Raw genomic sequence first — 20,947 nt, 5'->3', positions numbered from 1 at the left:
GGATCAGGCCCGCAGTTCCTCGACGTGGAGGCCGCCGGCCCGCAGGTGGTCCGGGATCCGGGTGCGGTCGCGGAAGCCGGCGGCGCGCGCCATCGCGTCGAGGGCCGCCAGGGGATCGAGCGCAGCGCCGCTCCAGAGAACCGCGCCCGTCGCCGCCTGCATGATCCGGAACACCTTCACGCCACGCCCCCGGTCTCGACCCTCGGACAAGCTCGGGGGAGTCGCGGGTGTTCCCGACGAACGGCCGTCGGCGGCTGCGGCCGATCCGCGCCGGCTCTGCCCCGGCGGGAACGGGGGCGCCGGGCGGCGGTTCTCCAGCCAACGCCGGCACGGGCCGGCACGGCGAGAACCCACGTCGAGAACCCGATCGGGATACAAGGAGAGCCATGACCAGCCGCACCGTCCAGTCCGCCCTGCTCGCCCTCGCCCTCGTCGCCGGGAGCGCCGGGATGGCCGCCGCGCAGAGCACCCCCAACGGCAACACCTCGTCCCCCGGCGCTCCCGCGGGCGACAACAGCACCGGCAACGGCGCCACCGGCAGCGGCGCGGCCCCGAGCGGCCGGTAACGGTCGGTTAACCGTCAGGATCGAAGCCCTCGATCCTCACAACCGTGCAACTCTCCGTCCCGCGGCCACCCGGCCTGCGGGACGTTCTGTTTCCGGGCCCTTGCCGATCCCTTGCCGGGCCCTTGCCGACCCCGCCGGGACGGGGCGCGGCCCAGAGTCCGGTGATTGGAACGGAGTGCCACTTTTCTGGGCAGGCAGAATCGCCATACTGTCGGCGTGACCGGGCCGCGCCCGGTCGGGACCGACACGGGCGATGCGACCGAAACCGATCCTGGAGCTCACGGGCGAGAGCCCGGGCCCTCGTCAGGCCGACGACTGGCGCGACGCCGTCGCGCCGTTCTGGGATTTCACGATCCGCCGGGAGGACCTGTCCGATTTCCGCGGGCAGTCCCGGGTCCGGCACCTCGGCACCGCGATCGTCTGCAGCGCCCGCGCCTCCGGGCTCGAGTTCGTGCGCGCGCGGGCCCTGACTGCCCGGATGGGCGTCGATCACATCGTCGCCCACATGCGCGTCTCCGGGCAGTCGAGGGTCACGATCGGCGGCCGGGAGCGGGACTGCGCCCCCGGCGACATCTGCCTGTTCGACCTGTCGCAGCCGCTCTCCGCGGCCTCCACGGATTACGAGGCGATCACGGTGGTGCTGCCGCGCCCGCTCTTCGGAGCCCGGCAGAGCGCCCTCGACGCCCTGCACGGGTCGGTGATCCGGGGCGCGACCCCGTTCGGCCGGATGCTCAACGACCACCTGCGCTCCCTGAGCGCGCACGCGACGGGGTTCTCGGAGCCGGAGGCCGCGGCGGCGGCCGAGGCCACGGCCGCGCTGCTCGGGGCGGCGACCCTGGGCCTGCCGCTGGACGAGGGCGGCGCGCAGCCGCCCGAGCGGGCGCCGCTGCTCGTCGCGATCCGGCGCTTCGTCGAGGCCGAGCTCGCCTCTGCGGACCTGTCCGCCGAGACGATCGGGCTGCGGTTCGGCGTCTCGCGCAGCGCCCTCTACCGGCTGTTCGTCCCCCTCGGCGGCGTATCCGGCTACATCCGGCAGCGCCGGCTCGCCCGCGCCTATCGCGACCTCGCCGCCGGCGACGGGCGCTTCGCCCGCATCTCCGAGGTGGCGTATCGCTGGCGCTTCGAGAGCCCCGCGCACTTCACCCAGGCCTTCCGCGCCGAGTTCGGCTGCGCCCCCCGGGATGTCCGCGCCCAGGCCGCGGCCGAGCCCGCCCGGTTCCCGGCCGCGGAGCCGCCGGCCCAGGCCGAGACCTGGACCGACTTCTACCAGTGGGTCCTCAAGCTGGCGGCCTGAGCGGGTCCGGGGCCGGAACCCGGACCTTGTGCCCCCGGCGTCGGATGGACCATAAGGGCCGCGATGACCTTCGGGGTTCGGCATAGGCGCCCGGCCGGGGCGCGGCGCTGGTGGGCGCTCGTCGCCCGCACGCTCGCGCTCGTCCTGGCGCTGACCGTCGCCGCCCCGGGCGTCGGCCTCGCGGCGGATCTCGCCTTCCACGCGGGCGGCCATCACGATCGGAGCCAGGGCCCGGCCCTCGACGCGCCGGCGGCCCCCGCGACCGTCGATCCCGGCCTCTCGGAGCACCTCCATTGCGGCTGCCATCAGGCGGCCCGCCTGGAGGCGACCGAGATCGCGCCCCCGGCCGCCCCGGGCCGGTTGCGGCCGGGCGCCCTCGCCCAGGGCCGCCCCTCCGTGAGTCCCGACCGGCTGCCGCGGCCCCCGCGCGCCTGAGCTGACGCCGCCCGCGGGCGGCGCCCCGCCCGGATTCCGAACAGGCTCCGGGTTCGCCCTCACGTGACACCTGAACGGGACCTCCCGGGACCGCCGCGCGCGGCACCCCGCCGTCCCGGCCGAGCAGCTTCCCCATGCGCATCGTCCCGTCCGTGGCCGCCGCCGCGGCACTTCTGGCCGCCGGCTTCGCCCTCGGCTCCGCCGTTCCCGCCGTCCCCACCCTGCCCGACCGTCTCCGGCAGACCCTCGCGGCCGCCGGGCTCGCCCGCCCTCCGGCCGACGATCCCGATCATCGCGCCGCGGCCGCCGCACCGGGCCGGCCGGAGGCCGCGCCCGATCCGCACGCGGGCGACGATCACGCCGACCACGACCACGCGCACGGCCACGCGCACGGCCACGCGCACGGCGCCGACGAGGCCCACGAGCGGGGCACGATCCGGATGCGGCCCGACCAAGTCGCCGGCCAGGACATCGTCACGCGGACGGTCGGGGGCGGCACGCTGGCGCGCCACCTCCTCGTCCCCGGCACGATCACGCCCGACACCGACCGGATCGCCCGGGTCCCGGCCCGGGTGGTCGGGACCGTGGCCGAGATGCGCAAGCGCCTCGGCGACGCCGTGCAGACGAACGAGGTCGTCGCCATCCTCGACAGCCGCGAGGTCGCCGACGCCAAGAGCGAGTACCTCACCGCCCAGGTCCAGGCCGAGCTGCAGACGATCAACTTCGAGCGCCAGCAGAAGCTGCTCGCCTCGCGCAGCGCCTCGGAGGCGGCCTTCGAGACCGCCCGCGCCGCCTATCTGGAGAACCGGCTCCGGGTCGACCTCGCCCGCCAGAAGCTGTCGGCGCTCGGCCTCGACGCCGCCGAGGTGGCGGCCGCGCAGAAGCGCGACGAGGCCACGCCGAACCAGTCGACCCTGCGCCGCTACCCCCTGCGGGCGCCGCTCGCCGGGCGCATCGTCGAGCGCAAGGTCGATGTCGGAACGGCGGTCGGCAAGGAGGGCGATCCGGCCGACCTCTACACGGTGGCCGACCTCTCCACGGTCTGGATCGAGCTGTCGGTGCCGACCCTCGACCTCGCCCAGGTGCGGGAGGGCGCCCGCGTGACGGTCACGCCCGGCCGGACGGGCGAGGCGGAGCGCCGGGCCGAGGGCCGGGTGATCTTCGTCAGCCCCTTCCTCAACCCCGACACGCGCTCGGCCCGCGTGGTGGTCGCCCTGCCGAATCCCGACCTCGCGTGGCGGCCCGGCACCTTCGTGACCGCCGAAGTCGAGATCGCGCAGGACGCGGTCCCGGTCCGGATCCCCAAGGCGGCCGTCCAGACCATCGCGGGCCGGAGCGCCGTCTTCGTGCGCACGGCCGAGGGGTTCGAGAAGCGGCCGGTCACCCTCGGCCGGTCCGACGACGAGGCCTACGAGGTCACCGCCGGGCTCGAGCCCGGCGCCGAGATCGCGGTCGGCAACGCGTTCCTGCTGAAGGCCGAGCTCGGCAAGGCCGACGCCGGCCACGACCACTGAGGAGACGGACGATGATCAGCCGCATCCTCGCCGTCTCGGTCCGCCAGCGCTGGCTGGTGCTGCTCCTCGTGCTGCTGGCCTCGGGGTTCGGCGCCGCCGCGCTCACGCGGCTGCCTATCGACGCGGTGCCCGACATCACCAACAACCAGGTCCAGATCAACACCCTGGCCCCGTCCCTGTCGCCGGCCGACGTCGAGCGGCAGGTCACCTACCCGGTCGAGACGGCCCTCGCCGGCATCAAGGGCCTCGAGTACACCCGCTCGCTCTCGCGCAACGGCTTCTCGCAGATCACCGCGGTCTTCGCCGAGTCCCTCGACATCTACTTCGCCCGCCAGCAGGTCGCCGAGCGCATCGCCCAGGTGCGGGAGGACCTGCCCTCCGGGGTCGAGCCGCGGATGGGCCCGATCTCCACGGGCCTCGGCGAGATCTACATGTGGTCCGTCCAGTACGCGCCGCTGCCTGAGCGCGCGACCGTGCCGGCGGGCCGGCCGGGCTGGCAGCCGGACGGGAGCTACCGGACCCCGGAGGGCCAGGCGCTCAGGACGGAGCTGGAGCAGGTCGCCTACCTGCGCACGGTGCAGGACTGGATCGTGCGGCCGCAGATCAAGTCCGTCCCGGGCGTCGCCGGCGTCGACGGGATCGGCGGCTTCGAGAAGCAGTACCACGTCCAGCCGGACCCCACGAAGCTGACCGCCCTCGACCTCTCCTTCGCGGACGTCGCCCGGGCGCTTCAGGCCAACAACGCCAACCAGGGCGCCCGCTACCTGGAGGATAACGGCGAGAGCTACGTGGTCCGCGCCGCCGGCCGCCTGGAGAGCCCGGAGGCGATCGCCGACGTGGTCGTGGCGAGCCGCGGCGGCGTGCCGGTGCGGATCCGCGACGTCGCCACGGTGCGGATCGGGCGCGACCTGCGCACCGGCTCGGCGAGCGAGAACGGGCAGGAGACCGTGATCGGCACCGCCCTGATGCGGATCGGCGAGAACAGCCGCACGGTGGCGGCCGCCGTCGACGCCCGCATGGACCAGATCCGGCGGGCCCTGCCCCCCGGCATCGTCGTCCAGACCGTCCTCGACCGGACGCGGCTCGTCGAGGCCACGATCCGCACGGTGGGCCGGAACCTCGCGGAGGGCGCGGCCCTCGTGATCGTCGTCCTGTTCCTGCTGCTCGGCAACATCCGGGCGGCGCTGATCGCCGCGCTGGTCATCCCGGTCGCCATGCTGATGACCGTGACCGGCATGGTCGAGGGCAGGATCTCGGCCAACCTGATGAGCCTCGGAGCGCTGGATTTCGGGCTCATCGTCGACGGGGCGGTGATCATCACGGAGAACGCGCTCCGCCACCTCGCCGAGCGGCAGCGCGCGGTCGGGCGGCCGCTCGTGCTGGAGGAGCGCCTGGAGACGGTGCGGGACTCGGCCGAGGAGATGATCAAGCCGTCCCTCTACGGGCAGGCGATCATCATGCTGGTCTACGTCCCGCTCCTGACCTTCACGGGGGTCGAGGGCAAGATGTTCCAGCCGATGGCGCTGACCGTCATCCTCGCCCTGGCGGCGGCCTTCGTGCTGTCGCTGACCTTCGTGCCGGCCCTGATCGCCGTCGCCCTCACCGGCCGGGTCACCGAGGCGGAGAACCCCCTCGTCCGGGGCCTGAAGGCGGTCTACCGGCCCGTCCTCGCCGCGGCGATCCGGACGCCCACCCCGTTCGTCGGGGCGGCGCTGCTCCTCCTCGCGGGCGCCGGCCTGCTCGCCACCCGGCTCGGGACCGAGTTCATCCCGCAGCTCGACGAGAAGAGCATCGCCCTCAACGCCACGCGGATCCCGTCCACCTCCCTCACCCAGTCGCAGGCGATGCAGCTCAAGGTGGAGCGGGTGATCGCCAAGTTCCCGCAGGTCGCCTACGTGTTCTCGAAGACCGGCACCGCCGAGGTCGCCACCGACCCGATGCCGCCGAATTCCTCCGACACCTTCGTGATGCTCAAGCCGCAGGCCGAGTGGCCTGACCCGGGCCTGTCGAAGGCCGAACTGCAGGAGCAGATCGAGGCGTCCTTGAGCGAGTTCGCCGGCAACGTCTACGAGTTCTCCCAGCCGATCCAGCTGCGCTTCAACGAGCTGCTCGCCGGGACCCGGGGCGACCTCGCCGTGAAGGTGTTCGGCGACGCCTTCGAGCCGATGCTGGAGACCGCCAACCGGATCGCCGCGATCCTGCGCGGGATCCCGGGGGCCGACGACGTGAAGGTCGAGCAGATCGCCGGCCTGCCGGTCTTCGAGATCCGGATCGACCGGACCGAGGCGGCCCGGCTCGGCCTCAGCACGGGGGCGATCCAGGACGTGATCGGCGCCGCCATGGGCGGCCGGGACGCCGGATTCGTGTTCGAGGGCGACCGGCGCGTGCCGATCGTCGTGCGCCTGACCGACCAGGTCCGCGAGGACCGGGAGGCTCTGGAGAACCTGCCCGTCCCCCTCCCCCCGGGCGCGAACGGCCGGGCCGCCTCCGTGCTCCTGCGGCAGGTGGCGCAGTTCTCGGTGAGCGAGGGCCCGAACCAGATCAGCCGCGAGAACGGCCGGCGCCGGGTCGTGGTCACCGCCAATGTCCGCGGGCGCGACATCGGCTCGCTGGTGGCGGAGGCGCAGGGGAAGGTCGCCGCGCAGGTGACCCTGCCGCCGGGCGCCTCCGTGACCTGGGGCGGCCAGTTCGAGAACCTCGCCTCGGCTCAGGCGCGGCTCACCGTGGTGGTGCCGGTGTGCTTCTTCCTGATCTTCCTGCTGCTCACCTCGGCGCTGGGCAGCGCGCGGGACGCGCTCCTGGTGTTCAGCGCGGTGCCGCTGGCGCTCACCGGCGGCCTCGCGGCCCTGTGGCTGCGGGGGATGCCGCTCTCGGTGCCGGCCGCGGTGGGCTTCATCGCCCTCTCGGGCGTCGCGGTCCTGAACGGCCTCGTGATGCTGACCTTCATCAAGCAGCTCGTCGCCGAGGGGCGGCCGCTGCGGGCGGCGATCCGCGAGGGCGCCCTCACCCGGCTGCGGCCGGTGGCGATGACCGCGCTGGTCGCCTCCCTGGGCTTCGTGCCGATGGCGCTCGCCACCGGCACCGGCGCCGAGGTGCAGCGGCCGCTCGCCACCGTGGTGATCGGCGGCCTGATCAGCGCGACGCTCCTGACCCTGGTGGTGCTGCCCGCGCTCTACGCGCGGTTCGGGCGCGCCGGACCCGCCGTCCGGAGCGCGGTCGGGGCCGAGCCGCTGACGGACCGTGCGGCCTGACGGCGCCCGCGCCGCCGCCGCGCCTTTCGTCAGGCGGGGAGGATGTGCAGCATCCCGCCGACCATCCCGAGGGCCCCGATGCCGATCAGCCCCACGGCGATGTAGAGCCGCATCCGGCTCTCGTCGGCCGGCGATGACGGGCGGGTGTCTTCGGGCAGGTCGAACCAATCCATCGGGTGAGCGCAGCCGGTCGGGTGGGCGGGAGGCGCCGCCCTAGGCCAGCCCGATGACGACGGCATGACGACGAGATGACGACGGGATGACGGCGGCCCCGCGCCCGGCGGCTGCGGCTTCACCAGCAGCGCGCACCGCCTCGGCGAGCGCGTGGACGGTGTCGCCCTCCTGGGGCGGTCCGGCTCTTCCAGTGAGTCGACCCTCATGACCGAGGCCACGCGGTGGGCGGTGCCGACCGGCTCCACCTCGACCCGGGCCATCACATCTCCGCGCTCGATCGCCGTCACCGTAGCGGGGATGTCGTTGCGCGCGCCGTGTCTCCGGGGGCTTTCCGCGTTGCGCAGCCCGTTCGGCCGCCGTCGAGGCCGGTCGATGCCGGGGCCCCGGCATCGATCGCGACGCCGGGGCCAGGACCCGATCAGCGACGGCCCGAAGCTCCGGCCGCGCCGGCGTCGCTGCCGCCCGGCTGGAAGCCGGCCGCGTTCGGCGGCCCCTTCATCCGGCCATCCTGCTTCGGCATCTCCGAGCCCGGAGATCCGGTGGTGGTGCCCGTCGTCTCGCCCTTGCCCGTCTCGCCCTTGCCCGTGTAGCCGGCCGCGTTGGGCGAGCCCTGCATCCGGGGACCGGTATTCTCCGCGGCCGTGGCGGCCGCGCCCGTTGCCAGGAGGCCGGCGACGGTCAGGCTGATCAACGTCTTCATGTGCGAACCCTCGAACGTTTCCCCAGGCCGCCTCTCCGGGCGTATCGGGGCAACGCGGCCGGACGGATCCCGTTCACGCCACCGGGACCGGTCCGGCGCGGGCGGCGCGTTGCGGGACAATACTTGCTGCGATGCGATAATTCCGCGTCGAAGCGGGCGGGGGCGCATTTCTATGGCGATGTATTGATTTATGTTCGCGCTCGCGCGGGTGCGCACAATTGCAATCCGTTGCAGAACCTGTTTAGATATTCATTCGCGTTGCATTTCATCGTGGTGACTGAATTCGCTTGCGGCCTATCGGGCTCCGCGAGGAGGTCGAACATGTACGCTTTGGCTAAGACTGGAGAGAGAACCGATTGGGAGCTGGTCGTCGTCTTCGGCGGATGGATCGTCTTCGAGGTCGCGATCCTGACGCTGTGCTTGGTGTCGATGTAGGCCGTCTTCGGGACTAGCCCGATCCTGATCGTCCGCCGGATCGCCCGGACCGGTGAATGCCCGCGGCCGGGCCGCCAATGCTTGGCGACGGGATCGCGGATAGGCGGAACCGCTTGAGAGACCCGCGCGTGCCGGGGCATGATCTGCCGATCGCAGGACACGTCGACCGAGTCGGCGCGACGGCAGGGGCGGGTGCATGGCGAAGGCGGTGCGGGCGGGCGGCGATCGCGAGGCGCGTCAGAGACCCCCGGCCGAGGCCGTCCACGCCGCGGAGCTCGCGCGCCTGCGCGCCGAGGATACGGCGCCGCGGCCGCCCGGCTGGCAGCTCTCGCTCCAGGCCGTCCGGCGCTTCATCTGCGGCGACGGCGCGACCCCCGCCAAGGTGGTCTGCGCCCCGGCCCTGGTGGAGCGGGCCATGGTCACCCTCGCCACCTCCCGCGCCCTCCTGCTGATCGGCGAGCCCGGGACCGCCAAGAGCCTGCTCTCGGAACTCCTCGCGGCCGCGATCAGCGGGTGCTCGACCCTGACGATCCAGGGCGGCGCGTCGCTGACCGAGGACCAGATCCGCTACGGCTGGAACTACGCGCTGCTCGTCGCCGAGGGGCCGAGCCCGCGCGCCCTGGTGCCGGGCGCCCTCCACACCGGCCTCAGCGAGGGGCGGATCGTCCGCTTCGAGGAGCTGACCCGCTGCCCGCTGGAGGTGCAGGACAGCCTGCTCTCGGTCCTGTCCGACCGGGTGCTCCCCGTGCCCGAACTCACCGGCGCGGACGGGATGGTCTACGCCCGGGAGGGCTTCAACCTGATCGCCACGGCCAACACCCGCGACCGGGGCGTCAACGAGATGTCGGCGGCCCTCAAGCGCCGGTTCGGCTTCGAGACCGTGTTCCCGATCGCCGATCTCGAGGCCGAGCTCGCCCTGGTGCAGCGCGAGGCCACCGCGCTGCTCGCCCGCTCCGGCGTGCCCCGCGGCCCGGATCCGGAGGTGCTCGAACTGCTCGTGACCTGCTTCCGGGAGCTGCGCGAGGCCGTGGACACGGAGGGCACCGGCATGGAGCGGCTCTCGTCCGTGATGAGCACCGCGGAGGCGGTCAGCGTCGCCCACGCCATCGGCGTGAAGGCCCATTTCCTGCGGGGCGACGCCGGCCAGCCGGAGGACATCGTCGCCTGCCTCGCCGGCACCGCCGCCAAGGACGACGCCGAGGATCTCGCCCGCCTGCGCCGCTACCTCGACCAGCGCGTCAGCCGCCGCTCCGGCGCGGCGTGGCGCGCGTTCTACGCGGCGCGGCACCTCCTCACCCCGCAATGAAGCCCGCAATGAGCGGTCCCGCGCCGGATCCCGGCCGCCTGACCGTCATCGGCGTGCGCCACCATTCGCCGGCCTGCGCCGGGCTCGTCCGGCGCACGATCGCGGCGCTGCGGCCGGCCTTCGTGCTGATCGAGGGGCCGGTCGACTTCAACCCGCACCTGCCCGACCTCGCCCTCGGCCACGACCTGCCGGTGGCGATCTTCTCGTTCCGGGCCGACGCGGCGGGCAGCGCCGCCTCCTACACGCCGTTCTGCGCCTTCTCGCCGGAATGGCAGGCCCTGGAGGCGGGCCGGGCGGTGGGCGCCGAGACGCTGTTCTGCGACCTGCCGGCCTGGGATCCGGCCTTCGGGCGCCGCGCCAACCGCTACGCCGACCCGCACGGGGCCCGCGCGGAGGCGGCCGAGCGGGCGCTCGCCGCCGCCCTCGGCGTCGCCGACCAGGACGCCCTCTGGGACGTCCTCGCGGAGGCGGCGCCCGAGGCGGAGCTGCCGGCCCGGCTCGACCGCTACTTCGCCCTGCTGCGCCCGCCGGGCACGGACGATCCCGCCGAGGAGGCCCGCGAGCGCTTCATGGGCGCCTACGCGGCCCACGCCCTGCGGGCGGCCGGCGACCGGCCGGTCGTCCTCGTCTGCGGCGGCTGGCACGCGGACGCCGTCCGGCGCCACGCCGCGCGGGCGGACGGGACCCGGCCCGAGCCGGCGCCGCCGGGGCCGGACCTGCGCACCGGCAGCTACGTGGTGCCCTACGCCTATCCCCGGCTCGACCGGTTCTCGGGCTACGCGGCCGGCATGCCGGCGCCGGGCTACTACGAGCGCGTCGCCTCCGCCGGCCTCGCCCCCGCGGCCGACTGGGCGATGACGGCGATCACCGCGGCCCTGCGCGAGGCCGGGCAGGTCGTCTCCACCGCCGACCGCGTCGCCTGGCGGGTCCACGCCGAGGCCCTCGCCCGGCTGCGCGCCCATCCCGCGATCCTGCGCGCCGACCTGATCGACGCGGCCCTCGCCGCCCTGGTGAAGGACGCCCTCGACCGCCCGCCCACCTGGGCGGCCGGCGGCGCCGCGCCCGGCCACCCCGCGCTCGCCGCGATGCTGCGGGCGCTCACCGGCCGGCGCGAGGGACGCCTCGCCCCCGGCACCCGGCAGCCGCCCCTCGTGGCGGACGTCGCCGAGCGCCTGCGCGCCGCCGACCTGGAGCCGGGGCCTGTGCGCCGCCACGTCGACCTCGACTGGGCCGAGCCGGCCGACCGGGCGCGGGCGCACCTGCTGCACCGGCTGGTGCTGCTCGGGCTGCCGGGGATCGCCCGCGAGGGGCCGGACCGGGCCGAGCCCGGCCTGCCGCGGGAGCGCTTCACGCTCGCGCGCCACCCGCACTGGCTCGGCGCCCTGATCGAGGCCTCGGTCTGGGGCGGGACCCTGGAGATGGCCGCCTCCGCCCGGATCACCGCCCGGGTCGAGGCGGCGCCCGACGCCCTCGACGTCCTCACCCGGGCCCTGTCCGACGCGCTGTTCGCCGGCCTCACCCTGGAGGGCGAGCTGCTGGCCCGCCTCAGTGCGGGCATCGCGGCGGCGCACGACGCCGCGGCCCTGGGCGCCGCCGGGGCCGGGATCGTGCGGCTGTACCGGTTCGGCGACGCCTTCGCGCCGGCGCGGCCGGCCCTCGCCCGCCTCTGCGCCGTCCTGGCGGCCCGGGCGCTCTTCGTTCTCGAGGGCATCCGCGAGCCGCGCGCGGGGCTCGGCGCCATCCCCCTGGTCCTCGCCTGCCGCGACCTGTTCCGCGAGGCCGGCGCGGAGGTGCCGGGCCTCGACGACCTGCGCGCGCCCTTCGCCGCCATGCTCGGCCGGCGCCTCGCCGACCCGGAGACGCCCCCGGCCCTCGCGGGGGCGGCGCTCGGCTTCCGGGTCGCCTGCGGCGCGGCCGGATCGGACCCGGAGGCCGCCCTCGCCCGGCTGCGCCGCTTCGGCCTGCCCGCGACGCTCGGCGACTTCCTCGCCGGCCTGTTCGCCCTCGCCCGCGAGGAGATCGCCGCCGACGCCACCCTGGCGTCCGTCGAGGGGCTGGTGGCGGCCTGGGGCGACGACGACTTCCTGCGGGCGCTGCCGTCCCTGCGGATGGCGTTCGCGTGGTTCCCGCCCCGGGAGCGCGAGCGCATCGCCGTCGCGATCCTGCGCCGGAGCGGCCTCGGCGCCGCCCGGGCCGAGGTCGAGGCCCTGGCCTGGATGCGCCAGCGCGCGCGCCCGGCCGATCAGGCCGAGGCCCTGGCCCGCGAGGCGCGGGTGGCCGCGCGGCTCGCCCGCTACGGGTTGACCTGAGACCCGACAAGGAAAATTTTACTGCCGCGCCACCGGGAGAGGACTGCATGCAGCGTTACGAGCTGACGGCGGGATCATCGGCGAAGTTCTGGGAGGCCGGAACCGAGGACAGCGTTCTCATCGTGAGATTCGGGCGGATCGGCACGCAGGGGCAGTCCAAGACCAAGCTCTTCCCGAGCGCGCAGGCGGCGCAGGCCGAGCGCGACCGGCTGGTGCGGGAGAAGACCGGCAAGGGCTATCGCCCGGCCGGCGACCCGGCGCCCGCCGGGCCGGACCCGGACTCCCGGGTCGGCAGCGCGGCGACGGCCCGGGCCGCCGGAACCCGGGTCGCCGATCCGGAGGCCCGCCGAGGTCCCGCCCCCCCCGCCGCCGGGCGGAGGCGCGCCGCGCCCGGACGCCGGCACGGCCCCGATCTTCTCCGGCACGCCCCTGCCACGCGCAGCCGTCCCGGCGCGCCCCTCGACGCCGCGGCCGACTGGGCGCCTTCGCGGCGCGGGTCGCCCGCTGCTGGCGGCCGCCCCGGACGAGGCCCGCGCGCAGGCCGAGGCCTCGCCGCGCGGCTCGACGCGCGCGCCGCCGGCCCCCGACCGGGCCGAGGCCCGGCGCTGGCTGGAGCAGCTCGAGGCGGCCTGCCCGGCGCTGAATCAGCGCCTCTGGGGTGACAAGCCCGGACCGCACGGGCCGGCGGCCCGGGCGGCGTTCACGCATTTCGCCCGCTGGCTCGTGGCCCGCTCCGGCACCGGGACGCTCGTGGCCCTGTTCGACCGGCTGCGGCCCCGCCCCTCCGGCCGCTACGGCTCCCTGCCGGTCTCGCCCTGGGACCTGCCCACCGCCTGCGGGGTCCGGGCCGCCCTGACCGCCGCCCCCGAGGCGGAGTACGCGGAGGCCCTGGAGGCCGCCCTCCGGCTCGCCGCGGCGGAGCGGGAGCCGACCCTCGCCCGCTGGCTCGCGGCGGTCTTCGCGGACGACCGGCCCGGCGCCGACCACGCCCTCTGGGCCCGCGCGGTGCTGGCGCGCTGCGACCCGCCGGATCCCAAGGCCTACGGCACGTCCCACGCGGCCCTGCCGCTGATCGTCGACCTGCCGCCCGCGCTGGCGGCGCCCTGGTACGCCGCGCCGTATCACCGGGCGACGCTGGCGACCTGCGACGTGGCGGCCGACGAGGCCGCCGCGACCGCGATCGCCGCCGCCGAGGCGGCCGGCGAGGCGGCCACCCCGGCCCTCGTCTGGCTCCTGGAAGGGGCGGTCGGCCCCGAGCGCACGCTCATCGCCCGGGCGCTGCTGGAGACCCGTGCCGCCGACGCCCTCGACGCGCTCCTGCCCTTCGTCGGCACCAAGCTGGTCCGCGACGCCCTCGACGCCGCCGACGCGGCCTTCCCCGACTGGATGCTGCGGGCCTATCTGGGCGCACTCCACGGCAAGGGGGAGCCCGCCTACGGCCCCAGGGCCGTGACGCTCGCCGAGCGCCACGGGCACGAGACCGCCCGCGCCTGGGCGGCGGCCGAGGGCGGCCGGGGCGCGGGGCGCCTGGATCGGCTGCTCGCCGCCGGGAGCGCGCCGCAGGCGGCGCCGGAGGCCCTGCCGCCCGTGCTCCGGGACCCGCCCTGGCGGCGGCGCGGGGCCGCGCGCGCCCGGTCGGAACGGGCGGTGGCGCCGATCCCGACGCCCGTCGCGCACGGTTTCGACCCCGACGAGGCCCTCGACCGCAGCACCTTCTACTTCGAGGCCGGGACGCTGGTGGAGTCCATGACGGACCTCGCGGCGCGGATCCGCGCCACCGAGGCGGAGGCCCTCTACGACATGCCGATCCCGCCGCCGGCCGAGCCCGTCCCCGCCGCCGACGCGGAGCCCGGGGCGGCCCTGGCCTGGCTCGACCGCCGGCTCGACCTCACCCGCGAGCAGTTCACCGGCTTCTTCTACTTCAACTACGGGCCCTGGTTCCGGATGGTCGGGTGGCAGCCCGAGCCCCTGGCGCTGATGCTGTGGGAGAAGACCGGGCCGCAGCGCGCCCATTACGTGGCGTGGCGGCGCACCATCGCGGTGATGCTGTGCCGCTTCGGCGCGCGGGCCGTGCCCGGCCTCGTCCGCCTCGTTGCGGCGGATCCGGCGCAGCTCCTGCCGGAGGTCGAGCCCGTGGACGCCGCCGACCTCGCCCCGGTCGCCGCCCGGGCCTTCCACCGCACCCGCAAGCTCCGGCCGGCCGCGGCCGCGTGGCTGCGCGCCCATCCCCGCACCGCCGCGCTGCGGCTCCTGCCCGAGACCCTCGGGCCCGCCGGCCCGGACCGCGACGCCGCCGACGCGGCCCTGCGCTTCCTCGCCGCCGAGCCCGCGGGTCGCGCCGCCCTCGACGCCGCCGTCGCGGCCTACGCGGAGCGGGATCCCGGCGTGCCCGGGGCGGTGGCTGCCGGCGTCGACAGCGACCCGCTGGAGCAGGTGCCGTCCAAGCCGCCGAAGCTCCCCGACTGGGTGGTTCCGGCCGCCCTGCCCCGCCCGATCCTGCGCAGCGGCGGCGCCCTGCCCGACGCCGCCGTCACCGCCCTGTGCGAGATGCTCGCCTTCTCGGACCCGCTCGCGCCCTACGCCGGCGTCGCGCAGGTCCGCGCCGCCTGCACGCCGGAGAGCCTCGACGCCTTCGCGGTCGCGCTGTTCCAGTCGTGGATCGCGGCCGGCGCCAAGGCGACGGGGGAGTGGGCCCTGCAGGCGCTCGCCCTGATCGGCGGCGACCACGCCGCCCGCGACCTCACCCGGCAGATCCGCGCCTGGGGGCAGGCGGGCCTGAAGCCCCGCGGCAAGGCCGGCATCGCCGTGCTCGCGGGGATCGGCACCGACGTGGCGCTGATGAACCTCAGCGCCATCGCCGAGAAGAGCCCGCTGCTGCAGCTGCGGGAGGCCGCCCGCGCCGCCATCGTCGAGGCCGCCGAGGCGCGCGGCCTCGACGAGGTCGACCTCGCCGACCGGCTCTCCCCCGATCTCGGCCTCGACGCCCGGGGCGGGCTCGACCTGTCCTTCGGGGCGCGCCGGTTCCGGGTCGGCTTCGACGAGACCCTGAAGCCCGTCCTGCGCGACGCCGAGGGCCGGCGACTCGCTGCCCTGCCCCGCCCGACCAAGGCGGACGATCCCGAGGCGGCGAAGGCAGCGTCCCGGCACTGGGCGGCCCTGCGCAAGGACGCGGAGGCCGCGGCCGGCCTGCAGGTCACCCGGCTCGAGGCCATGCTGGCATCCCAGCGCCGCGTCGCCCCCGGGGTGTTCTGGCCGTTCTTCGCCGCCCACCCGCTGATCCGCCACCTCGCCGGGCGCCTCGTCTGGGGGCTCTACCCGGACGGCGCGCCCGCGACGCCGCCGGGGCACGTCTTCCGCCTCGCGGAGGATCTCTCGCCGACCGACGCCGCGGACGACGCCCTCGGCCTCGACGTCGCGGCGGCCGAGGGCGTGGTCGGCCTCGTCCATCCCCTGCACCTCGACCCGGACGCCCTGGCGGCCTGGAGCGGCCTGTTCGCCGATTACGAGATCGCCCAGCCCTTCCCGCAACTCGCCCGCGAGACCTTCGCGTTCACCGAGGCCGAGCGGGGCGGCGCCGAGACCCTGCGCTTCGACGGAATCCGGGTGGGCGGCCGCCGCCTGCGCGGCCTGCGGCCCCAGGGCTGGTCGACCGACACCGGTGGCGAGCACGTCCAGGCGGTGCAGCGCCCGGTCGCGCTGCCCGACGGCACCCGCCTCGTCGCGGTCCTGCGCTTCGAGGACGGGTTCTGGCACCGGCCCGGACCGGAGGGCGACGGGATCCAGACGCTGCGGACCCTGACCCTGTCCGACACCGGCTGGCGCGCCGCGGCGACCCACCGGTTCGGCGACCTCGACCCGGTGACCGCCAGCGAGGTCCTGCGGACGCCGAGCCTGCTCGCCGCCGCCGGCGACGCGTGAGAGGGACAGCCCATGGAACGCTACGAGCTGGTCGAGGGCAGCGCGGCCAAGTTCTGGGAGGTCGGCGTCTCCGGCCCGACGCTCACCGTCCGCTTCGGGCGCCTCGGCACCCAGGGCCAGAGCAAGGACAAGACCTGCGCCGACGCGGCCGCGGCCGTGAAGGAGAAGGACAAGCTCGTCCGCGAGAAGACCGCCAAGGGTTACGTCCGCGCCGACGGGGCGGCCCCCGCCCCGGCCCCCGCCCCGGCCCCCGCCCCGGCCGCGGCCCGGAAGCCCGGCGCGGCGGCGGCTGTCCGGACCGGCTGCCGAGACGGTCCGGGACGGTGTCGAGACACCCGGAGGAGCCGTCGTGCCGCCGTCGCCCCGCCGCCGAGTCCCCGCCGGCCCCGCCGCCCCGCGAGGCCCGTCCAGCCCCCCGCCCGGCCCGGGTCTTCGAGCGGGTGCCGCTGCCGACCCGCCTGCGCCCCGGTCCGCGCCGGACGCGGGCGGAGGCGTGGCGGGCGGTCGCGGCGCCGCTGGCCCGGCGGCCGCGCTCGGCGACGCCGAGGCCGCGCGCCTCGCCGGAGCGCCGCCCGACCGGGACGGCCTCGCCGCTTGGCTCGACGCGGTCGTCGACGCCGCGGAGGCGCGCCGCCAGGGGAATCCGTCCCGGGCCGCCACCGGCGACGCCGTCCTGCGGCGGGCGCTGGAGGCGGTCCTGCGCTACGCCGTGTCCGAGGGCGGGACGGAGGCCGTCGCCCGGCTGGCCGACCGGCGGCGCCCGACCGCGAAGACGCCGCGCGCCTACCAGCGCCTGGCCTGGGCGGAGCCGCTCCACCTCGCCCTGCGGGCGGCCCTCGTGCACGCGCCGGAGTCCGATTACGACGCCGCGGTGGCGTTCCTGAACGCGCGGATCGCCGAGGACCACGACTGGCCGGCGGCCTGCGCCTTCGCGTTCATCCTGGCCGACGACCGGGCCGCCCCGCACCCGCTCCAGCCCGTCGCGGTGATCGAGGCCGCCGCGTCGGCGGGGATCGACGTGACGGCCGACACGGTCTACCTGCCGCTCCTGGCCGACGCCCCGCCGGAAGCGGTCGCGGCCTGGCGCGCCAAGCGCAGCTACCACCTCTACTTCGTCTACTGCGCCCTCGACGCGGCCGAGGCGGCCGCGACCCTCCTGGCGGTGGCCCGCGCCGCCGGGCAGCCGGCCCTGCCGGCCCTCGACTGGCTGCTGCACTACGCCCTCGACGAGGAGCGCCGCACGGTCGCCCTGGCGATCCTGTCGACGGGCGAGGCCGGGGCGCTCCCGGCCCTCTTGCCCCATCTCCACGAGAAGCCCGTCGCGGCGGCCCTCGACGCGGCGCTGGCGGCCGACCCCGCCGCGATCCTGCCCCGCTGCCTCGCGGCCCTCGCGGGCGGCCGGTCCGAGCCCGCCCTGCGCGCCCGTGTGAACCGGGCGCTCGAGGCCCACGGGATCGACCGGGTCCGCGGCTGGCTGGCGGCGTCGGGCGGGCGCGGAGCCGGCATCCTCGATGCCCTGGCCGAGGCCCGCGCGGTGCCCCTCGCGGAGCCCGCCGCCTGGCCGCGGGTGCTGCGCGCGCCGCCCTGGCGGGCCAAGGCCCGGACCCGGGACGACCTCGTCCTCGCCCTCGCGCCGCTGTCGACGCCGTTCGCGCACGCGGTGCCGGAGGTCGCGCCGAGCTACTGGCGCGCGCGGAACGCCGTCACCCTCGACGGCCCGGAGGCTCTGCGGGCCTTCGTGGCGGCCGCGGAACTCGCCCACCCGACGCAGGGCTGGAGCCGGATCCCGCCCCCGCTCTCCGAACCGCCGCGCGACGACCCGCCGGCCCTGATCGCCTGGGTCGCCGCCCGCGTCGCCCAGATCGACGGGACCTGCCATTACTGGTCGAACTCGCCCTATCACCAGCTCGTCGGCAGCCTGGAGCGTCAGCCCGAGCCCCTGGCGCTCGCCCTGTGGGCGCAGCCCCGCGTCGTGACCGGATGCTTCCACGTCTCGCAATGGCCGGAGATCGTGGGGGCGATGCTGGCGCGGTTCGGCGCGGGGGCGGTGCCGGGCCTCGTCGGGCTGGTCGAGGCCGATCCGGTCGGGCTGCTGCCGGCGGTCGCGGCGGTGGACGATGCCCGCCTCGCCGCGCCCGCCGCCCGCGCCCTCACCAAGCTCAAGAAGGCCCGCGAGCCGGCCCTGGCGTGGCTCCGCCGCCACCGCGAGACCGCCCTCACCCGCCTGCTGCCCGACGCCGTCGGCCGGTCCGGGGCGCTGCGCGACGCCGCCGAGCACGCGCTGCGGGTCCTGTCGCAGGATCGGCCGGACGGCCGCGCCGCCGTCGCGGCCGTGGCGGCGCGCTACGCCGACCAGGCGCCGGAGGTGACCGAGGCGGTCGCGCAGGTGCTCGACCGCGATCCCCTCGCCCGCGTCCCCGCCAAGGTCGGCAGGCCGCCCGCCTGGATCGTGCCGTCCATGCTGACCCGGCCGCGGCTGCGGGACGGGACCGCCCTGCCGGACGCCGCGATCCTGACCCTCTGCGAGATGCTGTCCTTCACCAACCCGGACGCCGTCTACGCCGGCGTGCCGATGGTGCGCGAGGCCTGCACCGAGGCGAGTCTCGCGGCCTTCGCGTGGGACCTGTTCTCCGCCTGGATCGCCGCCGGGACGCCGTCCAAGGACGGCTGGGCCCTGCGCGCGCTGGGCTGGTTCGGCACCGACGCCACGGCCCGCGACCTGACCCGGCTGATCCGCCGCTGGCCCGGCGAGGCCGCCCATGCCCGCGCGGTCACCGGCCTCGACGTGCTGGTCGACATCGGCACCGACGTGGCGCTGATGAACCTCAACGGCATCGCCGAGAAGCTGAAGTTCAAGGGGCTCCAGGAGAAGGCCCGGCAGAAGATCGCCCAGCTCGCGGAGGCCCGCGGCCTCACTCCCGAGGAGCTGGCCGACCGGCTCGCCCCCGACCTCGACCTCGACGCCCGCGGCGGCCTCGACCTCGATTTCGGCCCCCGCGGGTTCCGGGTCGGGTTCGACGAGACCCTGAAGCCCTGGGTGCGCGACGCCGCCGGCCAGAGGCTCAAGGACCTGCCCAAGCCCGCCAAGGCCGACGAGCCCGCCAAGGCCGCGGCGGCGGTGGCCCGCTGGAGCGCCCTGAAGAAGGACGCGCGGGCCGTGGCGAGCCTGCAGGTGGCCCGCCTGGAGGCGATGCTCGCCGGCGCCCGCCGGGTCCAGCCGACGGTGTTCGGCCCCTGCTTCGCCGCCCACCCGCTCGTGCGCCACCTCGCCCAGCGCCTCGTCTGGGCCACCTTCGCGGATGCCGACCCGCGGACCGGCCCGGGCCTGACCTTCCGGGTGGCCGAGGACCTGACCTTCACGGATGCCGACGACGCGCCGCTCGACCTCGACCTGACCAGAGCGGCCCCCGGCCTGATCGGCCTCGCCCATCCCCTGCAGCTCGAAGCCGGGGCGCTGGCCGCCTGGGGGGCGCTGTTCGGCGATTACGAGATCGTCCAGCCCTTCCCGCAGCTCGCCCGCGAGACCTACGCCTTCACGGAGGCCGAGGCGGCCGCCGCCACGACCGACCGCTTCGCCGGGACCGTGGTGGAGGCCAACCGCCTGCGCGGGATGGCCGCAAGGGGCTGGCCCCTCGGGGCGCCCCAGGATGCCGGGGTGGTGTGGTGGATCGAGCGCGCCGTCACCTTCCCCGGGGGCGCCGCCGGCCAGGCGTCGCTGACCTTCTCGGAGGGCCTGTTCACCGGCGCGGTGGAGTTCGAGGACCGGGAGCAGACCCTCGGCGAACTGACCCTCGGCTCGCCCTGGAGCAGCCGGACGGATCCGGGCCAGCGGACCTTCGGGGAGCTCGCGCCCGTGACGGCGAGCGAGCTCCTGCGCGGGCCGAGCCTCCTCGCCGGGACGCGGCTGCGGTGAGCCTCGACCCGGTCACGCGCTGGCGGCTCATTCTCGGCGAGGCGGCGGACTCGGCCTGCGCGGGGGCCGGCTGCGCCCTCTCGGGGGAGGCGGCCGCCATGGATCAGGCGCTCGACTGGCTCTACGGCCGCGACGCCGAGGGCGCGGCGCGGGGAGAGCGGCGCCAGGGCGGCCGCGAGGGCTCGAGGCTGACGGTGCCGGGCTGGATCAACGCGGTCCACACGCTCTTCCCCCGCGAGACGATCGAGCGGCTGGAGCGCGACGCGATCGAGCTCTACGCCATCGACGACGTGGTCACGAATCCCGAAGTGCTGGCCCGGGTCGAGCCGAACGAGACGCTGCTGAAGGCGGTCCTGCGCACCAAGCACCTGATGGCGCCCGACGTGCTGGTGATGGCCCGCAAGCTCGTCCAGGCGGTGGTGCGGCAGCTGATGGAGCGGCTGGCCCGGGACCTCGCGGTGGCGTTCTCGGGAGTGCTCGACCGGCGGCGGCACACGCGCCTGCCCGGCGCCCGCGACCTCGACCTGAACCGGACGATCCGCGACAACCTGCGCCACTACGATCCCGAGAGCCGGCGGATCACCGTCGAGCGGCTGCACTTCTTCGCCCGGAACCGGCGGCAGATGCGGCCGTGGCAGGTGATCCTGCTCGTCGACCAGAGCGGGTCGATGCTCGATTCGGTGATCCACGCCTCGGTGATGGCCGCCTGCCTGTGGAAGCTTCCCGGCATCCGCACACACCTCGTCGCCTTCGACACCGCGGTGGTGGACCTGACCCGCGACTGCGACGACGCCTGCGAGCTGCTCATGAAGGTGCAGCTCGGCGGCGGCACCGACATCGGCGGCGCCCTGCGCTACGCGGCCGGCCTGATCGCGGCGCCGGAGCGGGCGATCGTGGTGCTGGTCTCCGACTTCTACGAGGGCGCGAGCGAGGCCGCGCTGGTCGAGCAGGTGCGGGCGCTCTCCGGCCAGCGGACCCGCGTGCTCGGGCTCGCGGCCCTCGATTCGGAGGCGCGGCCGGCCTACGACCGGGCGATGGCGCAGCGGCTCGTGGCGGCCGGCGCCGAGATCGGCGCGATGACGCCCGGCGAGCTCGCCGGCTGGCTCGCCGCCGCGATCCGGGCCTGAGCGGC

Annotated in this window: 14 protein-coding genes and 1 pseudogene; 12 read left to right on the top strand and 3 right to left on the bottom strand. The window is 76.0% G+C overall.

Annotation, left to right across the window (positions count from 1 at the left end):
* Nucleotides 1-3: 3 nt before the first annotated feature.
* Nucleotides 4-180, bottom strand: coding sequence for a hypothetical protein (locus tag BKE41_RS31580; RefSeq protein ID WP_165850988.1), 177 nt, complete (start codon nucleotides 178-180; stop codon nucleotides 4-6).
* 206 nt (nucleotides 181-386) lie between these two features.
* On the opposite strand from BKE41_RS31580, the gene BKE41_RS08180 reads away from it, so the two are divergent.
* The 5 genes from BKE41_RS08180 (at nucleotide 387) to BKE41_RS08160 (ending at nucleotide 7,060) form a co-directional block, all read left to right on the top strand.
* Nucleotides 387-566: a hypothetical protein gene (locus tag BKE41_RS08180; RefSeq protein ID WP_020095106.1), complete on the top strand. Its 180-nt coding sequence runs from the start codon at nucleotides 387-389 to the stop codon at nucleotides 564-566.
* A 253-nt stretch (nucleotides 567-819) separates the two neighbouring features.
* Nucleotides 820-1,860 carry an AraC family transcriptional regulator gene (locus tag BKE41_RS08175; RefSeq protein ID WP_070999048.1) on the top strand — a complete coding sequence of 347 codons (1,041 nt, stop codon included), beginning with the start codon at nucleotides 820-822 and terminating at the stop codon, nucleotides 1,858-1,860.
* 63 nt (nucleotides 1,861-1,923) lie between these two features.
* Nucleotides 1,924-2,295, top strand: coding sequence for a hypothetical protein (locus BKE41_RS08170; RefSeq protein ID WP_012318388.1), 372 nt, complete (start codon nucleotides 1,924-1,926; stop codon nucleotides 2,293-2,295).
* Between the two features lie 134 nt (nucleotides 2,296-2,429).
* The gene (locus BKE41_RS08165) at nucleotides 2,430-3,809 is read left to right on the top strand and encodes an efflux RND transporter periplasmic adaptor subunit (RefSeq protein ID WP_070999046.1); all 1,380 of its coding nucleotides are present in this window, start codon (nucleotides 2,430-2,432) and stop codon (nucleotides 3,807-3,809) included.
* Between the two features lie 11 nt (nucleotides 3,810-3,820).
* The gene (locus tag BKE41_RS08160) at nucleotides 3,821-7,060 is read left to right on the top strand and encodes a CusA/CzcA family heavy metal efflux RND transporter (protein ID WP_024830561.1); all 3,240 of its coding nucleotides are present in this window, start codon (nucleotides 3,821-3,823) and stop codon (nucleotides 7,058-7,060) included.
* A 29-nt stretch (nucleotides 7,061-7,089) separates the two neighbouring features.
* On the opposite strand, the gene BKE41_RS32025 is transcribed toward BKE41_RS08160, so the two are convergent.
* Complete coding sequence (locus BKE41_RS32025; protein WP_245295926.1) at nucleotides 7,090-7,521, bottom strand: hypothetical protein; 432 nt, start codon at nucleotides 7,519-7,521, stop codon at nucleotides 7,090-7,092.
* A gap of 131 nt (nucleotides 7,522-7,652) precedes the next feature.
* A complete protein-coding gene (locus BKE41_RS08155; RefSeq protein ID WP_012318383.1) occupies nucleotides 7,653-7,934 on the bottom strand; it encodes a hypothetical protein in 282 nt (93 codons plus the stop codon).
* Nucleotides 7,935-8,565: 631 nt separating this feature from the next.
* On the opposite strand from BKE41_RS08155, the gene BKE41_RS08150 reads away from it, so the two are divergent.
* The 7 genes and pseudogenes from BKE41_RS08150 (at nucleotide 8,566) to BKE41_RS08130 (ending at nucleotide 20,942) form a co-directional block, all read left to right on the top strand.
* Entirely contained in the window at nucleotides 8,566-9,675 is a 1,110-nt protein-coding gene (locus tag BKE41_RS08150; RefSeq protein ID WP_070999045.1) for an AAA family ATPase, read from the top strand.
* An 8-nt stretch (nucleotides 9,676-9,683) separates the two neighbouring features.
* The gene (locus BKE41_RS08145) at nucleotides 9,684-11,984 is read left to right on the top strand and encodes a DUF5682 family protein (RefSeq protein ID WP_245295925.1); all 2,301 of its coding nucleotides are present in this window, start codon (nucleotides 9,684-9,686) and stop codon (nucleotides 11,982-11,984) included.
* A gap of 47 nt (nucleotides 11,985-12,031) precedes the next feature.
* Complete coding sequence (locus BKE41_RS32020) at nucleotides 12,032-12,646, top strand: WGR domain-containing protein (protein ID WP_245295924.1); 615 nt, start codon at nucleotides 12,032-12,034, stop codon at nucleotides 12,644-12,646.
* 61 nt (nucleotides 12,647-12,707) lie between these two features.
* Nucleotides 12,708-15,902, top strand: a complete 3,195-nt coding sequence (locus BKE41_RS08140; protein ID WP_245295923.1) for a DUF4132 domain-containing protein — start codon at nucleotides 12,708-12,710, stop codon at nucleotides 15,900-15,902.
* A gap of 12 nt (nucleotides 15,903-15,914) precedes the next feature.
* Nucleotides 15,915-16,055, top strand: a pseudogene (locus BKE41_RS30140) (WGR domain-containing protein); the annotation flags it as partial.
* Between the two features lie 340 nt (nucleotides 16,056-16,395).
* Entirely contained in the window at nucleotides 16,396-19,815 is a 3,420-nt protein-coding gene (locus tag BKE41_RS08135) for a DUF4132 domain-containing protein (protein ID WP_083374320.1), read from the top strand.
* Entirely contained in the window at nucleotides 19,812-20,942 is a 1,131-nt protein-coding gene (locus tag BKE41_RS08130) for a VWA domain-containing protein (RefSeq protein ID WP_012318377.1), read from the top strand. Before BKE41_RS08135 ends, BKE41_RS08130 begins: the two co-directional genes overlap by 4 nt.
* Nucleotides 20,943-20,947: the final 5 nt, after the last annotated feature.

It is taken from the genome of Methylobacterium sp. C1, assembly GCF_001854385.1.
GTDB classification, from domain to species: domain Bacteria; phylum Pseudomonadota; class Alphaproteobacteria; order Rhizobiales; family Beijerinckiaceae; genus Methylobacterium; species Methylobacterium radiotolerans.
Note: the sequence above shows the minus strand (reverse complement) of the source record. Positions and strands in the feature narration are given on the sequence as shown.

Bases quoted from the DNA above. Each gene is read 5' to 3' on its own strand.
- BKE41_RS08170 (WP_012318388.1), top strand. From the start codon at position 1,924: ATGACCTTCGGGGTTCGGCATAGGCGCCCGGCCGGGGCGCGGCGCTGG.
- BKE41_RS08150 (WP_070999045.1), top strand. From the start codon at position 8,566: ATGGCGAAGGCGGTGCGGGCGGGCGGCGATCGCGAGGCGCGTCAGAGA.
- BKE41_RS08175 (WP_070999048.1), top strand. From the start codon at position 820: ATGCGACCGAAACCGATCCTGGAGCTCACGGGCGAGAGCCCGGGCCCT.
- BKE41_RS08145 (WP_245295925.1), top strand. From the start codon at position 9,684: ATGAGCGGTCCCGCGCCGGATCCCGGCCGCCTGACCGTCATCGGCGTG.
- BKE41_RS08180 (WP_020095106.1), top strand. From the start codon at position 387: ATGACCAGCCGCACCGTCCAGTCCGCCCTGCTCGCCCTCGCCCTCGTC.
- BKE41_RS08160 (WP_024830561.1), top strand. From the start codon at position 3,821: ATGATCAGCCGCATCCTCGCCGTCTCGGTCCGCCAGCGCTGGCTGGTG.
- BKE41_RS08155 (WP_012318383.1), bottom strand. From the start codon at position 7,934: ATGAAGACGTTGATCAGCCTGACCGTCGCCGGCCTCCTGGCAACGGGC.
- BKE41_RS08165 (WP_070999046.1), top strand. From the start codon at position 2,430: ATGCGCATCGTCCCGTCCGTGGCCGCCGCCGCGGCACTTCTGGCCGCC.
- BKE41_RS32020 (WP_245295924.1), top strand. From the start codon at position 12,032: ATGCAGCGTTACGAGCTGACGGCGGGATCATCGGCGAAGTTCTGGGAG.